Source organism: Meiothermus luteus (assembly GCF_003574085.1).
Classification (GTDB): domain Bacteria; phylum Deinococcota; class Deinococci; order Deinococcales; family Thermaceae; genus Meiothermus; species Meiothermus luteus.
Genome location: NZ_QWKZ01000002.1, coordinates 17483 through 31797, shown reverse-complemented (window position 1 = coordinate 31797; position 14315 = coordinate 17483). Strand labels below are relative to the sequence as shown.

Annotated in this window: 13 protein-coding genes; 9 read left to right on the top strand and 4 right to left on the bottom strand. The window is 66.2% G+C overall.

The genetic code is table 11. The features are described 5' to 3' along the window. The first annotated feature begins 8 nt into the window (after positions 1–8). From Mlute_RS00735 to Mlute_RS00710, 6 genes are all read left to right on the top strand, one after another. Positions 9–1541, top strand: coding sequence for a hypothetical protein (locus tag Mlute_RS00735; protein WP_119358864.1), 1533 nt, complete (start codon positions 9–11; stop codon positions 1539–1541). A 58-nt stretch (positions 1542–1599) separates the two neighbouring features. After that, positions 1600–2277, top strand: coding sequence for a hypothetical protein (locus Mlute_RS00730; protein WP_147371014.1), 678 nt, complete (start codon positions 1600–1602; stop codon positions 2275–2277). 3 nt (positions 2278–2280) lie between these two features. After that, the gene (locus tag Mlute_RS00725) at positions 2281–3708 is read left to right on the top strand and encodes a M12 family metallopeptidase (protein WP_119358862.1); all 1428 of its coding nucleotides are present in this window, start codon (positions 2281–2283) and stop codon (positions 3706–3708) included. A gap of 45 nt (positions 3709–3753) precedes the next feature. Continuing rightward, complete coding sequence (locus Mlute_RS00720; protein WP_407942632.1) at positions 3754–5253, top strand: phosphodiester glycosidase family protein; 1500 nt, start codon at positions 3754–3756, stop codon at positions 5251–5253. Between the two features lie 130 nt (positions 5254–5383). Next, positions 5384–6649, top strand: a complete 1266-nt coding sequence (gene bshA / locus Mlute_RS00715; RefSeq protein WP_119358861.1) for an N-acetyl-alpha-D-glucosaminyl L-malate synthase BshA — start codon at positions 5384–5386, stop codon at positions 6647–6649. 131 nt (positions 6650–6780) lie between these two features. Next, positions 6781–8196 carry a DUF4832 domain-containing protein gene (locus Mlute_RS00710; protein WP_119358860.1) on the top strand — a complete coding sequence of 472 codons (1416 nt, stop codon included), beginning with the start codon at positions 6781–6783 and terminating at the stop codon, positions 8194–8196. Here Mlute_RS00710 and Mlute_RS00705 read toward each other — a convergent pair. Then, positions 8193–8771, bottom strand: a complete 579-nt coding sequence (locus Mlute_RS00705; RefSeq protein ID WP_182482435.1) for a hypothetical protein — start codon at positions 8769–8771, stop codon at positions 8193–8195. The genes Mlute_RS00710 and Mlute_RS00705 overlap by 4 nt on opposite strands. A 216-nt stretch (positions 8772–8987) precedes the next feature. Here Mlute_RS00705 and prfA point away from each other — a divergent pair, with 216 nt between their 5' ends. Both prfA and Mlute_RS00695 read left to right on the top strand, forming a co-directional pair. After that, the gene (prfA, locus tag Mlute_RS00700) at positions 8988–10070 is read left to right on the top strand and encodes a peptide chain release factor 1 (protein WP_119358858.1); all 1083 of its coding nucleotides are present in this window, start codon (positions 8988–8990) and stop codon (positions 10068–10070) included. Between the two features lie 27 nt (positions 10071–10097). After that, entirely contained in the window at positions 10098–10565 is a 468-nt protein-coding gene (locus tag Mlute_RS00695; RefSeq protein WP_119358884.1) for an NUDIX hydrolase, read from the top strand. A 2-nt stretch (positions 10566–10567) separates the two neighbouring features. Here the strand turns inward: Mlute_RS00695 and Mlute_RS00690 are convergent, their stop codons facing one another. Together Mlute_RS00690 and Mlute_RS00685 are read right to left on the bottom strand one after the other, a co-directional pair. After that, positions 10568–11968 (bottom strand): DUF4832 domain-containing protein, encoded by a 1401-nt coding sequence (locus Mlute_RS00690; RefSeq protein WP_119358857.1) that lies wholly within the window; start codon positions 11966–11968, stop codon positions 10568–10570. Between the two features lie 71 nt (positions 11969–12039). After that, complete coding sequence (locus tag Mlute_RS00685; protein ID WP_119358856.1) at positions 12040–13149, bottom strand: type IV pilus twitching motility protein PilT; 1110 nt, start codon at positions 13147–13149, stop codon at positions 12040–12042. 158 nt (positions 13150–13307) lie between these two features. Here Mlute_RS00685 and Mlute_RS00680 point away from each other — a divergent pair, with 158 nt between their 5' ends. Further along, positions 13308–13742: a universal stress protein gene (locus Mlute_RS00680; RefSeq protein WP_119358855.1), complete on the top strand. Its 435-nt coding sequence runs from the start codon at positions 13308–13310 to the stop codon at positions 13740–13742. Between the two features lie 11 nt (positions 13743–13753). On the opposite strand, the gene Mlute_RS00675 is transcribed toward Mlute_RS00680, so the two are convergent. Continuing rightward, positions 13754–14197 (bottom strand): hypothetical protein, encoded by a 444-nt coding sequence (locus tag Mlute_RS00675; protein WP_119358854.1) that lies wholly within the window; start codon positions 14195–14197, stop codon positions 13754–13756. Between the last annotated feature and the right edge of the window lie 118 nt (positions 14198–14315).

The following is a 14315-nucleotide window of genomic DNA, read 5'->3' as shown; positions in this document are numbered from 1 at the left end:
GCAAGCCTATGAACCAGAGGAGGAGTGGTCTAGGGATTCTTCTTACGCTGGCTGGGGTGCTCGCCCTGGCGGCCTGCGGGGGCGGTGGAGGGAACAACGCCCGCGTCCAGGGGTCGCTGAACGGGGGCACGAAGTACAGCCTGAGCCCGCAGCAGGCCCCCCAGGGCCTTCAGCTCCTGCAGAGCCTGGGGGTGCAGGGGGTGAACCAGCTGCTGCGCCAGCGGCTGGGCCTGCAGCAGGATCCCATCCGCGGGCTCAACGCCCTGGTGCTCTCAGAGGCCCTGGCGACCCAGGCTGGCAAGAAGGCCCTCTTCGACACCGACGAGAAAAAGGTAGTGGCGGTGGACAAGGACGGCAAGATTGTGGCCCAGATGGATGTGGACGCCCAGGGCAACTTTGAGGGGGATGTGCCCACCGGCCAGGACACCCTCTTGGTGGTGGCCCACCAGGAGGGGAACTCCACCATCTGCGAGAGCCCTCTGGAGGTAGACCCCACCCCAGCCACCGCTACGAACGGCCAGAAGGGCCAGAAGAACGCCCAGAACAGCAGCGACAACAAGCTGGCCCTGTTCAACTTCTCCGCCCAGGCCAGCGGGGCCAGCCTGGCCGCACCCCAGAAGGTGGGGCTCTTTGCCGCCAGCGAGGACACCGGCCACAACGCCTCGGCGCAAAGCCAGGTGACGGCCGCCGGCCTCAAAACCGACAGCGCCACCCAGAACACCTTCAAAACGGACAGCGACGGGGATGGGGTCATCAACCCGGTGGACAACTGCGGCGACGCGGCCAACACCGCCCGGCCTAAGGTGCAGGCTACTTTCCAGTGGGACATTCCCGGCCTGAGTGCGAGCGGTGGGATGGGGGGCTACAACCCCGACGGGGCCCAGCAGTTCATGTACCAGTACGCCCTGGGCCTGACCCTGGAGGTGAGCAACCCCAACGACCTGGAGAACGCCACCGCCGACCTCCTAGGCCTGGGCACCCTGGAGTACGGCACCGAGGCGGGTGAGGGCGTGGGACGCTACGTGGTGCAGACCGCCAAAAAGAAGGGTCAGGCTGCGCAGAACGTCCTCTCCCTCATGACCGATGTGGGCCTCTTTGACCTCACCAAGCTGGGCTTCCCCCTCTTCCCCACCTTCCACCTGGAGGCGGCCATCGACCCGAATAACCCCCTTAGCACCCTGGGCGATAGCGACCTGAACTATGGGAATGGCCAAATCCTGGCCGACGACATGTACCACCTCTACGGCCAGACCGAATCGGGCGCCCTGGTGCTGGCGGTGCTCAACCGGGACAACCTCCTGGCCTTCAACATCGCCATCGCCGACAGTGCTGGGCGCTACCGCATCCTGGTGCCGGCGGTGCCTCCAATGGTGGGGCGGTACTACTTCCTGGCCATAGATGCGGGGGGCCAGGTACACTGCTCCTCAAGCGGCCAAGTGCTTTTTGATTTCCCTCCCGCAGGGAACGGCACCGACTACGGGGATGCGAACGGACTCTACGGGCAGGTGGACTTGTTGAATACGGCGTGCACCCTGCCATGAGCTAGGTTCTGGTTCCCGGCCAGCCTCCGGGCTGGCCGGGCCTTATAGGAGGTGAACCGTGCGGCATTGGGTGTTCTTGTGGTTGGTGGGTGGACTTGCAGCCTGCAGCGGGCCCCAGGCCAGCCTGAACCTGAAGGAGCTGGCCCTGCAGGTGGGCCAAGGGGGCCGGGTGGAGCTCCGCTATAGCGGGAAGAGCGAGGTCTGTCCCTCCGGGCAGGCCTGCACCTACCGCCTGGGCCCCGACCAGACCGTGGAGCTCCGGGCCTGGCCCGAGGGGAACTTCTTCTTCGCCGGCTGGGCAGGGGATTGTGCGGGCTACGGGGGTTGTACCCTCCAGATGGCCCAGGATCGGCGGGTGGAGGCCCGCTTTGAGGCCCGGGTGGGCGAGTTTTCCATGGGCCAGGTGCCCGACCCGGTGGTGGTGCCGGCGGGAACGACCGTGGAGCTGGCCGTGGGGCTGCGGCCCACGGGGGGTTTCAACGCACCCCCGGCGGCCTGGTCGGTGGTCCTGAGTGGGGCCCTGGTGGGCGGCGCAGTGGACCAGGTGGCCTACCGCTACCTGCCCGAGCGCTCCGGCCCCGAGCGGTTGGTGCTGGAGCTTAAGGGGCCGGAGGTGAGACAGGTGTGGTCCTACCTAGCCGCTCCGGCCCGTCTGAGCGTGCGGGTGGGGACGTTGGAGCGAACCCTGGACTTCACCCTGGCCGCGGCCCCCTGCCTGGCTGGGTGCGGGAGGTGAACGATGCGAAGGGTGTGGATTTTAGCCTTGTTGCTGGCGGGTTGCGCCCAGCTCACCGGTCCTGAGCGGGGCCAAGAGGTGCACTGGGAGCCGGTCTGGGTGGCCCTGCCGGACGGGCGCGAGGCGCAGCTCATGGGCCAGGTGATCCCGGACGACCCCCACCACCTTCTGGTGGAGGGGGACATCCTGGTTCCGCGACAGGGGGTGGCCCGGCCCGAGGGGGTTGGGGCGCTCGGGTTCACCTTTGAGCCCTTCTCCTATGGCTACCTGTGGCCCGGGGGGCGGGTGCCCTACACGGTGGACCCCCAGGTGAACGAGGCCCAGCGGGAGCGCATCCGCCAGGCCATCGCCCACATTGAGGAAAAGACCCCCATCCGCTTCGTGGAGCGCACCAGCGAGGCCGACTACGTGCAGTTTATGGTGGACGGCGACCCGGGGAGCTGCTGGTCACGGATAGGGCGCGTGGGCGGGCCGCAGAACCTGGACGTCTACTGCGGCCAGGACGGGGTGCCCCTTGTGGGCACGGTAGTGCACGAAATCCTGCACGCCCTGGGCTTCTGGCACGAGCAGAGCCGGGCCGACCGCGACGAGTACGTGGAGATTCTCTGGGAAAACATCAGAGAAGACCAGCGCCACAACTTTGACAAGATTGGCCTCAACGGGCAGCTCCAAGGGCCGTACGACTACGACTCTATCATGCACTACTCAGCCCGGGCCTTCTCCGTAAACGGAGAGCCCACCATCCGGCCCAAAAACGGGGTACCCCTGGAGCGGATAGGGCAGCGCCAGGGGCTGAGCCAGGGGGATATCACCGCCATCCAAACGTACTACGGAACGCCTCTTTTGCGCCTACAGGGCTGGTTCCACCAGACCACCCAGACCGGGGCCTACCCTCTATCCCAAGAGCTCCGCAACGTGGGGGCAGTGCCGCTGCGGGTGCTGAGGATGGAGGTGGGCGGGGGCTGGCTGGCCGGGGCCGCGCCCCCGGACGGGGTACTGGTCCCTGGGCAAAGCGTACAGGTTAGCCTTCAGGCCAAGGCCTGCGCCGCGCCGGGCCTGGAGACCGACACCCTGCGGATAGAGCTGGAAGGGGGCCAGGCCTACAGCCTGGCCCGCACCCGGGCCTGCTACCGCAACCAGGAGCCCCGCCAGATGACCCTGCTGCGCCTTGACCCGGCTGGGCCTGAGACCCTGCAGCTCACCTTTGCCGAGTGGAGCTGGGCCAAGCGGTACCGCGTGGAGGCCCAGGTTGGGGAGCAAGCCATCGGCCTGCCCTACGCGGAGATTCAGACCGACCGGGCCCAACCCGTGTACACGGCACTTATGCGCCTGGACGGGCGGAGGGGCCAGGAGGTCTGCCTCACCCTCACCCCCCTTGACTCCACGGTGAGCAACCCCACCCCGGCCAGGGCCTGCGCCTCCGTGCCCTGAGGGGCCTCTCATCCAAAAAGGGCCCGGGTGGGGTGAGATGGGCCTGTGCGGCGCTTGACGATTGCCCTGAGCTTTCTCCTCCTGGTGGCCTGCGCCCAAGTGGGCGGGCCACCCCGCCTTCTGCCCGCCGGGCGCTTTGGCCTGGAGGTGGTCCAGGAAGGCGAGGTTACCACCTTCCGCCGGGGTGAGCTGCGCTTTACCTACGTGCCCGGCCTGGGCTGGACCCCCCCGCTGGAGGCGGGGCTGCCCCCACCGGAAGGGGACCGGCTCCCCCTAGAGGTGGTGCGGGCAGCCGGGCTGGTCCAGGCCCCAGAGGCCGGGGTGCGCTACTCGGCCGATGGCCGCAGGTTGCGCCTGGTGCTGGACCTGCCCGGGGGCGACGTGGTACAGCCTGTGCTCTCCGAGCTGACGCCCTATCCGGGCCGGCTCGAGCTGGGCCTGCCCTACTTTTTGCCGGGGCTGGAGGAGGTGCGGCCTCCAGGCCTTGGGCTGAGCTTCCGCTACGAGAAGGAGGCCACCCAGCTCACCCTGGTGCCCCCGCCGGGCCGCCTCTACCGCTACCGCAGCTTTTTGCTGGACAACCCTCGCCGCTACGTGCTGGACGTGTACTACCTCGAGCCCGAGCGGGAGGAGGAGGTGGCCCCGGGCTTCTTCTACCGCGAGCGGTGGGCCTGGACGCCCGAGCCGGTGCGCATTTACTCCCTTCAGGCCCTGCCGGGTCGCTGGCGCATGGAGCCGGTGGGCCGGCCAGGGGAGCGCCGGCCCTTGCCGGAGATGGCCCCGGGGGCCCTGGCCTTGCTCAACGGCGGTTACTTTGACGGCCGCACCGCCACCCCGATCGGCCTTTGGGTGCGGGAGGGGGTGCCCCTGAGCTTCCCCTACGGCCGCAGCGCGCTTTTCTGGGAAGGGGAGAGCGTCTTTGCGGGCCGCCCCCAGTTCGCCGCCTGGGTGGAGCTCCCGGATGGGAGGCAGGTGCGGGTAGGGCTGAACCTGGCCCGGGCCCGCTACACCGCCTACACCCTGCCGGGGGCGGTGGGCCGGGCGGGGGAGGGGGTGCACCTGGTGCAGGGTGAGCGCATCGTGGCCACCCTCCCGGCCCCTGCGGAGCTTCCCGAGGGCCACTGGGCCTTGGGCTTCCCTTTGGCCGAGCCCCTGGCCCGCACCGGGGAGCGGCTTAGGCTTTTGGTGCGGCTCGAGCCCCCGGTGAGCTACGCTTTGGAAGCCGGGCCTTTGCTCATCCAGGCCGGGGCCAACGTTTTTGACCCCGCCGCCGAGCCCTTCCGCGACCGGGCCCCGGTGGAGGCGGTGGCCGCGCAGTCGGCAGTGGCCTGGACGCAGGACGGCGGCCTCTTCTTTATCGTGACCGAGCCCATGCGCCCCGAGGCGCTGGCCCGCGTTTTGCAGGAGATGGGCTTTTGGGGGGCGATCCGCATGGATGGGGGCGGTTCGGCCCAGCTATGGGTCAAAGGCCAGCTCAAGAACCCCAACGGGGGCCCGCTGGGGGTACGCCCGGTGGTGAGCGGGCTGGCCTTGTACCCTAGGTGAAAGGTGAGCCTACTGAATTTCTCATCCTTTGGCGGTAGCGTACACTCACCCCTAAGACGCTGCTCCGCCTGAAGCTGCGCTGAACCAGCGCAGGCAGGATGAGCTCATGGGGGTCTTGAAAGGAGGTCCGATGAAGGTTGCCATTCTTTGCCACGCCAGCGCAGGGGGCTCTGGGGTGGTGGCCACCGAGTTGGCGCTGGCCCTAGCCGGGCTGGGCCACACCGTACACGTGGTGGCCACCGAGCGGCCCTTCCGTCTGACCGAGGAGCGGCTTAGCCAGATGGGCCTGAGCAGCAACCTGCTCTCCACCGGACAGAACCCTGTGGGCCGGTTGGGCCGCATCTTCCAGGAGTCGCGCAAGAGCGTGGCCCGCTGGCTGGGGCTTCTTAAGAAGCCCCTAGGAGCCGGCTCGCTGCACTTCCACCAGGTGCTTTCGGCCGACTACCCCCTCTTCCGGGAACCCCTTACCCCCATCACCGCGGCCAACTCCATCGCAGAGCTGATTGAACAGCACAGCATTGAGCTGGTGCACGCCCACTACGCCATTCCCCACGCCACCAGCGCCATCCTGGCCCGTGAAATGGGCTTGCCCATCAAGGTGGTGACCACCCTGCACGGTACCGACGTGACCCTGGTGGGCCAGGAACCGGCCTTCTCCAGAACCACCCGGCACGCCGTGCGCACCTCGGATGCGGTAACGGCGGTTTCCCACTCCTTGGCCCAGGACGCCCGGGCCAAACTAGGGGTGGAGCGTGAGATCGAGGTGATCTACAACTGGGTGGACCCTGAGCGCTTCAAGCCCAACCGCGACCCCGCGTACCGGGCCCGCTTTGCCCAGCCCGAGGAGGCCATTGTGCTGCACGTTTCTAACTTCCGCTCGGTCAAACGCCCGCTGGATGCGTTGCAGGTCTTTGCTGGTATAGCCGAGCGGATGCCTGCTCGGATGCTCATGATTGGGGAGGGGCCTTTGCGCCAGGAGGCCATTGAGCTGGCCCACGAGCTGGAGATAGCCGGCCGGGTGCAGTTTTTAGAGTCCACCCCGCAGATAGAGAAGTTCATGAGCGTGGCTGACCTTTTGCTGCTGCCCTCAGAACAGGAGTCCTTTGGTCTGGTGGCCCTGGAGGCCATGGCCAGCGGGGTGCCGGTGGTGGCCAGCCGGGTGGGGGGGCTGCCGGAGCTGGTGGAGGATGGGCGGACGGGGCTTTTGTGCCCTGTGGGGGACATCCAGGCGATGCTGGAGGCCAGCTTGGAAATTCTGCAAAGCCGCACCCGCCGGCGCAACATGGGTGAGGCCGCCCGGGAGCGGGCCATCACCCACTTCCGTCCCGAGGTGGTGCTGCCCCGCTACCTCGAGGTCTACGAGAAGACCCTGGAAGGGGCCTTGACGCGCCCCTAGAGGGACAGCTGTTGCTTGCTTAGAAACGGCTAAAAATCTCTTTAGATTGGGCTTTTTGTAAGGCTTGGGGTCTAAACGTTACTTAATCTCCAACTAACGTCACGCCAAAGGACACCCGTTAGCCTTTCGGCGTGAGAGCGAACAAGCCATACCCCTACCCTTGGCTTGCCCCCTTGCTGGCCTTGTTGCTGGCGGCCTGCGGGGCCCAGACCCAAAGCGAGGCCGAGGCGGGCTCGAGCACGGGCAGCCCCTCCCCGCTGAGCGGTAAGACCGTGACCTACGCGGCCACCGACGAGGTCTTCCTCAACCCCGAGCGGGGCTTCCGACCGGGGGTGCAGTTCGGCTACGCCATCGGCTCGCGCAGCCTGGCGGGGTTGGACCTGGCCGGGATGCGCTCCCGGGGCTACAGCATGATTCACGCCTACATCAGCCTGGAGCCCTTCCAGTTTAGCCGCATTGACGACGGCTACATCGCCCAGCTGGGTGCCCGCTTCGCCCAGATGCGCCAGGCCGGGGTCAAGGCCTCGGTGCGCTTCTGGTACACCTGGGGTGGGACCGCCACCGCTTCTAGGGCTCAGATTCTCCAGCACATTGAGCAGCTCACCCCGCTGCTGCGGGACAACGCCGATGTTATCGCGGTGATGCAGGCCGGGTTCGTGGGGGCCTGGGGAGAGTGGCACTCCCACAGCGGCCTCTCCGATGGAGACAAGCGGGAGATTCTCTACGCCCTGGCCCGGGCGGTTCCCCAGGAGCGGAAGATACAGCTCCGTTACGTGAACGACCTGCGACTTTTTGTCCCGAGCGGCTTCACCGAGGCCGAGGCCTTCAATCCGAGCCACATCGCCTCGCGGCTTGGGCACCACAACGACTGCTTTATGGTGAACCAGTCCGACGCCGGGACCTACGCCTGGGATGACCCGCAGCGTACCGCCGACCGCAACTATTTGCAGAGCATGGCCCGCTACATGCCGGTGGGGGGCGAGATGTGTGGGGACGTGCCGGAGCAGGGCTACGACCCCTATGGGCGCCGGACGCCCGAAGGCCAACTCGCCGAGCTGGCCCGCTTCAACTGGAGCTTCATCGCCAACGACTTTGGCAACGTGGATCGCTGGCGGCAATGGGGCATCTACGACACCATCGCCCGCAGGCTGGGCTACCGGCTGGTCTTGGTGGAGTCGGTGGTGCCGGAGGTAGCCGAGGGCCGGCGGCTCCGGTTGCGCCTGGTCCTACGCAACGACGGCTGGGCGGCGCCCTTCAACCCCCGGCCGGTTCGGGTGGTCCTGCGGGGCTCGGGGGGCCAGGTCTACACGGTGGGAGTGAACACCGATGTGCGCCGCTGGTACCCCGGCAGCACCCAGACCCTGCTGGTGGACGAGCCGCTGCCTGCGGGCATCCCCTCAGGGAACTACGAGCTTCTGCTGCACCTGCCCGACGCGGCCCAGGGCCTGCAAAACCGCCCAGAGTACGCCATCCGTTTGGCCAACGCGGGCCTCTGGGAGGCTGGCACGGGGTACAACCGGCTGAACCAGACCGTGCGGGTACCCTAGCGCAGGATTAGCGCGGGCTTGTACTCCTCCTTAGCGCCGAAAATGGCCAGGTCGCCCCGGTGGTTCCCGTTGGTGGGCCGGCTAAAGCGCAGCCGAAACTGCAGTGTGGTCTGCCCTTCGGCCAAGGCCTGCTGGAAAGCTTGGGTGACGTCAAGCTCGAGGTACCCCTCCCCATCGGCCTGGCTGGTCTGGCTGGTGAGGGCGGGGGCCTCGAGGGCCTCGGGGCTCCTGAATTCCTCAACCTGAATCCGTTCCACGAAGAGTTCGCCCAGCTCCGCGTAGACGGAGCGGGCTTCGCCTTGGTAGAGGCGGAGGGTGGCCTTGAGGTCCTGGGGGGGCTCCAGCCCTCTTAGGTCAAAGGCTAAGAAGCCCCCTACCCGTTGGTTTTGTGCGTCATCCCCGGCACAGAAAACCCGCCTGCAGTAGTAGGCGGCTAGTCCATTGTTCCCAGCGTCTAGGGTGGCGGTGGCGATGGGGTGCTTTATCTGTTCCGAAAGCGCGGCCATCACAGCGGTCTGGCTGCAGCCGCTCAGGAGCAGGATGGCCGCGGCCCAAGCAAGCAAGATCGGTCGCATACCTGACTTTGTAGGGCAAAAGCCGTCTGCGTGCATGAAAGGCCAGTTACCCTGGGCATTATCTATGGGTGAAAGCACGCTTGTTGGCCAAAGGAGGCCCTAAAAGCTGCGTCTGCAAGCCCAGGGGGGCGTTAAGCCGGGTGTTACCCGGCTTTGGGAAAGGGGCCCGCTACGGGGGGGTGCGGGAAGCGGTATCCTGGTGAATAGTGACCGCCTATGTTGGAGAAGCTCGAGCCTTTAGAAAAGGAGTACCAGACCCTGGAGCAGCAATTGGCGGACCCAGCGGTGCTGGCCAACCCCACGGCGTACCAACGCATCACCAAGCGTTACGCCGAGATGGGCCACCTCATTGAGACCATCCGTGCCTATAAGCAGGCCCTTGCCCAGCGGGAGGAAACCCGCGAGCTCTTGTCCGACCCTGAGCTTGAGGAGATCGCCCGGGCCGACCTAGAGGAACTGGAGGGCCGCATCCGCAGGCTCGAGGGGGAGCTGGAGCTGCTCTTGTTGCCCAAAGACCCCCTAGACGAGAAGAACGCCATCGTGGAGGTTCGGGCGGGTACGGGGGGGGAGGAGGCGGCCCTTTTTGCCGCCGAGTTGCGGGACATGATCATGGAGTATGCCCGCCGGGGGGGGTACCGGGTGGAGGTTTTGGACACCTCCCTGACCGACCTAGGGGGGGTTTCCAAGGTGGTCTTTGGGGTGAGCGGCCCCGGCGCATACGGCTACCTGAAGTACGAGGCGGGGGTGCACCGGGTGCAGCGGGTTCCAGCCACCGAGACCCAAGGCCGCATCCACACCTCCACCGCCACCGTGGCGGTGATGCCCGAGGCTGAGGAGGTGGACGTGGAGATAGACCCCGCCGACCTTGAGATTACCGTTTCGCGGGCCTCGGGGCCGGGGGGGCAGGGGGTCAACACCACCGACTCGGCGGTGCAGGTACTCCACAAGCCCACCGGTCTGATCGTTTCCTGCATGGAGTCCCGCAGCCAGATTAAGAACAAGGAAAAGGCCCTCTCCATCCTGCGCACCCGCCTTTTGGAGATGAAGCGGGCCGAGGAGGCGGCCAAGCGCAGGGAGAGCCGCCTGGCCCAGATTGGCGCGGGCGAGCGCAGTGAGAAGATTCGCACCTATAACTTTCCCCAGTCTCGCGTGACCGACCACCGCATCGGTTTCACCACCCACGACCTGGAGGGGGTGCTCTCGGGCGACCTTTCTAAACTCCACGAGGCCCTGCGCAAGGCCGACCAGGAGCGGCAGCTCGAGGCCCTCTCGCAATCCGCGGCCTCCCAGTCCGCCTAAGGGGAAAGGCGGCCCGCGATGCAAGGGTTGCGGCGTGACCTTTTGGTGGTGGCAGCCATCCTGATGGACAGGCAAGGACGGGTTCTGCTGGTGGCCAACGACTGGGGTCGCCGGGGTCGGGTGCGCTATACCCTGCCCGGAGGGATGGTGGAGGCCGGGGAGACCCTGCTCATGGCGGTGGAGCGGGAGGTGCGGGAGGAAACCGGGCTTAGGGTGCGGACCATCCAGCATCTGGCCTATTTGGTGCAGGTGGAGGACGCCCGCCGGCACGAGCGCACGCTGGCGGTGGCCTTTCGGGCCGAGTACGAGGGGCTTCTGAACCCCAAGGACCCTGATGGGCACATTGTGGAGGCCCGCTTTTTCACCGCAGAGGAGGTGGCTGTCAAGCTGGATGAGCACCGTCCCCTACTGGAGCCGCTGATGGACTACCTGAGGGGGGAGCGGGGCCGCTTTTACGCCTACTCGAGCTGGGGCGGGGAGGGGGTTCGGGTGTAGGCCTACTGCACCCGGAGGGTGTGCTGGAGGAGATTGTAGCCGGTGTTGGGCTCCCAGACCCCCACGTTGGCCAGGCGGATCGCATACTCCGGGCGCCCTTCTAGGTTCGGCGCAGGGTCGGGTAGGTGGAGGAGCACCTCGTACTCCCCGGCTGGCATCTCCCCGGGCAGCCTGGCCTCCAGGACCAGGGCCTGGGTCTTGCCGGGTTCCCAGGTTCGGGGGTCGGCGTTCAGAGGGAAGCGGAAAACCTCCTTGCTGCCCCGGTTGCGCAGCAGGACGCGCACCGGCCTGGGCCGGACGGGGTTGGCAAAGCCGTCGTTGGCGATTTCTAGGCCCATCTCCAGCTTTCCACCCCGGCTGAGCTGCTCGGGGATGATGGCCCGCACCAGCCGGAAGCGGTAGCCCAGCCGGCGGGCAACCTCGTCGTAGCAGCCCTCCCGCTTCCACCGGTCCAGCACGGGCTGGTACCAGGTTCCGCTCAGAACCTGCCAGTTAAAGCGGCGCAGCTCGGCTAGGGCCACGCTGCAGGCCTGGCGGTAATGGCCAAAGTTCACCTGGCAGGTCTCGCCAGCCACCGGCACAAAGCGGGTTATCCTCTCCAGGTAGGCCTTTTGGGCATCCCACTGGTTCCAGCTATAGGTGCCGGCGTCGTTTTCTCCCGCTAAGAAGCAGTCGTTGTGGTGGCCCACGCGGGCCTGGTCGCTTCCGCTAAAGGCCTGAGCGGAGGAAAGCGGCTCGGGGAAGAGCCGGATGATATCCTCCATATAGCGGAGCTGAAGGGGGATGCTGCTGGGGAGGGCCCGGAGCAGGGCCTGCACCAGCCGGTCTTCGCTTTCGGGTCGGTCCAGGCCGTGGCTCGAGCTGTGCCACTCCCCCCATAGCCCGATGAACCCAGCTTGCACGGCCCATATGATGTCCTGGTACTCGTGCCAGAGGGGCTGGAGCTGCTCAATGTGGCGGAGCATCCGGTCTAGGGGCGCGTCCTCTGGGCCGGTCTTGCCGGGGAAGGCGTAGTAGTGCCGCAGGATGAGCTTCACCCCGCCCTGCCGGGCATTTTCCAGCCGGCCCCGCAGGTGGTTCAGATAGCTTTGGGGGATGTCGCTGTTGCGGTACTCGTATAGGCTCACGTAGGCGAAGACCACGCTGGCTGGAAGGCCGAACCAGCCCCCTGAACGCACCGTGCGGTAGTCGTTGTACTCCTGGAGCTGGAAGGCCACGTGAAAGCCCCGCTCGGGGTTGAGGAAGTCCTCATCGCTTGGCTGGTAAACGATGGTGCGGCCGCTCATGGGCGGGAGTACCGGGACGCTGCCCCCGCCTGGGGTGGAGGTTTCGCCCACCTCCCCGCAGCCCAGCAAGGCCAGCCCAACCCAGGCCAAAAAGATGCGCTGCCTCCAGCTCCCCATAAGACCAGGCTTAGTCTATCGCGGGGAGGCGGGCGCTTTTCTAGGGTTAAGGAGAGCTCAAGGCGGGCCGGTCAGTTGCCCTGCGCCGCGGCCTCGTCAATTAGGGTTTGCCGGGCGGCGTTAATCTGCAGCGCCTTCACCTTGACGTACTGGGCGCTGGTGGCGTGGGCTAGGGCGGTTTCCAGGTCAATCTGGTCGCGGGCGTACAGCTCGGCTAGATGGTCGTCAAAGGTTTGCATGCCGTCCAGCGAGGAGTCCTTTAGGGCCTGATAGATCTCGTGGGTGCGCTCAGGGTCCTTAATCAGGTCGCGGATGCGCAGGGTTCCCTTGAGAATCTCCATGGCGCAGACCCGCCCGCCTTGCTTGCTGGGCAGCAGGCGTTGAGAGACAATGCCCACCAGCGACTCGGCGAAGAGGATCCGGGCCACGTTCCGCTCGTGGGGTGGAAACAGGTCAAGCACCCGGTTGACGGTGCGCACGGCGTCTAGGGTGTGCAGGGTGGAAAAGACCAGGTGCCCGGTCTGGGCCGCTTCCAGGGCCGCGGCCGCCGTGGCGTGGTCCCGAATCTCCCCAATCATGATCACGTCGGGGTCTTGGCGCATGGCCGCCACCAGGCCGTCCTTGAAGCTGGGAACATCCTGCCCGATTTCCCGCTGCACTACGATGGACTTTTTGCTCCTGTGCAGGTACTCAATGGGGTCCTCCAGGGTGATGATCATCTTGGCGTGCTGCTGGTTAATCTCGTCAATGATGCGGGCCAGTGTGGTGGATTTGCCCGACCCGGTGGGGCCTGTTACAAGCACCAGGCCCTTTTCCTGGTCGCGGAAGTACTGAAGGGTTTCCTGCGGAAGCGAGACGATTTTGAGCCGGTCCTCGTCGGAGTTGACCACCCGCATCACGCAGCTCACCGAGCCCCGCTGGCGGAAGAGGTTGACCCTGAAACGGGCTACCCCGGGGACCGAGTAGGCCAGGTCCACCTGGTTGCGCTCGGAGAAGACCAGCTTTTGCCGCTCGTTGCACATCATCTCCACCAGGGCCTCGGTGTACTGAGGGGTGAGGGGGCTTTGGGTGACAGGGCTCAGCTTGCCGTGTATCCGGGCCATCATGGGCAGCCCGGCGTGCATGTGGATGTCGGAGGCCCCTCGGCCTACCAAACTGGAGAGAAGCTCGCTAAAGGTCATACGGGCTGATTCTAGATTGCTCGGCCCCACCCCTTGGGTAGAATGCACGCCCGGGCGTTACGTTAATGGGCTGCCCGCGTTCGTGGCGGGGGGCCGCTGAGCAGGGCTTTCGTCCCCTGGGTTATCCGTTAGAGTAGAGCAGCAAGCCGGGGGGAGCTATGTACAAAAAAATCTTGATGCCGACGGATGGGAGCGCGGCCAGCCAAAAAGCCATTGGCCAGGGACTCGAGCTGGCCAGGCTTAGCGGGGCCCAAGTGACCTTTTTGTACGTGTTGGAGAATGTCAGCTACAGCCTCTGGATTAGCCCCGAGAGCCTCCCGTATGGGCTAGAGCTGATGGAAGACCTCAAGCGGGTGGGCCAAGAGGCCCTCCAAAAAGCCGCCGAACTGGCCCAGGCGGCGGGGGTGCCCTACGAGGCCAAGCTCGTGGAGGGCCGGCCGGTGGAGGCCATCCTGGCCGAGGCCAAGGACCACGACCTGATCGTGATGGGAACCCACGGGCGCAGCGGCCTGGACCGGTTCATGCTCGGCTCGGTGACCGAAGCCGTGCTGCACCGTTCGGAGAAGCCGGTGCTGGTGCTTCGGAACAAGTGAAGGAGGCCCCATCAGCCCAGCCTTAGGAGCGGGCGCCACCAGGGGATTGCCAGGAGCACCAGGGCCAGGCTTAGGCCGTACCACAGGAGGGCCTGGCGCTGCTTGAGCTCATCGCTGCTGGCCTTCCTCACCCGCGCGCTGCCCAAGTGGACCAGCACCACCGCCAGGAGCATCAGCACCCAGTGCTCGGCCAGAAAGAATCGGCTTGGGCTGGCCTTCATCGCTGCGCTTGGGTCCGCGTAGAGGCTGGCCATAAAGGGGCTAAAGACCATCAGCAAAGCCCCTACCAGGAGTTGAAGGTCCATTAAGGCAGTGTAGGCCAGCCCTGCGCGGCGGTCGGCAGGGGTGTAGCTGCGGCGGCGCAGACCCGTCCAAGCCCGGTAGAGCAGGTAGGCCGCGGCCAGCAGGACCAGCCAGCGGGCCAGGTTGTGAAAGGTGAGCAGGAGCTCGTACATGTCCTTAGGATACCCAAAAGGTCTGGTTCTCAATGTTGCAGTGAAGTCTAGGCTTTGCAATACAATTTCCCAGAATAACTGGGCTGCTCTCGAGCGGCGTTTTTAGGTGGAGGCTGTC

Bases quoted from the DNA above. Each gene is read 5' to 3' on its own strand.
- Mlute_RS00735 (WP_119358864.1), top strand. From the start codon at position 9: ATGAACCAGAGGAGGAGTGGTCTAGGGATTCTTCTTACGCTGGCTGGG.
- Mlute_RS00725 (WP_119358862.1), top strand. From the start codon at position 2,281: ATGCGAAGGGTGTGGATTTTAGCCTTGTTGCTGGCGGGTTGCGCCCAG.
- bshA (WP_119358861.1), top strand. From the start codon at position 5,384: ATGAAGGTTGCCATTCTTTGCCACGCCAGCGCAGGGGGCTCTGGGGTG.
- Mlute_RS00705 (WP_182482435.1), bottom strand. From the start codon at position 8,771: ATGCGACCGATCTTGCTTGCTTGGGCCGCGGCCATCCTGCTCCTGAGC.
- prfA (WP_119358858.1), top strand. From the start codon at position 8,988: ATGTTGGAGAAGCTCGAGCCTTTAGAAAAGGAGTACCAGACCCTGGAG.
- Mlute_RS00690 (WP_119358857.1), bottom strand. From the start codon at position 11,968: ATGGGGAGCTGGAGGCAGCGCATCTTTTTGGCCTGGGTTGGGCTGGCC.
- Mlute_RS00685 (WP_119358856.1), bottom strand. From the start codon at position 13,149: ATGACCTTTAGCGAGCTTCTCTCCAGTTTGGTAGGCCGAGGGGCCTCC.
- Mlute_RS00680 (WP_119358855.1), top strand. From the start codon at position 13,308: ATGTACAAAAAAATCTTGATGCCGACGGATGGGAGCGCGGCCAGCCAA.
- Mlute_RS00675 (WP_119358854.1), bottom strand. From the start codon at position 14,197: ATGTACGAGCTCCTGCTCACCTTTCACAACCTGGCCCGCTGGCTGGTC.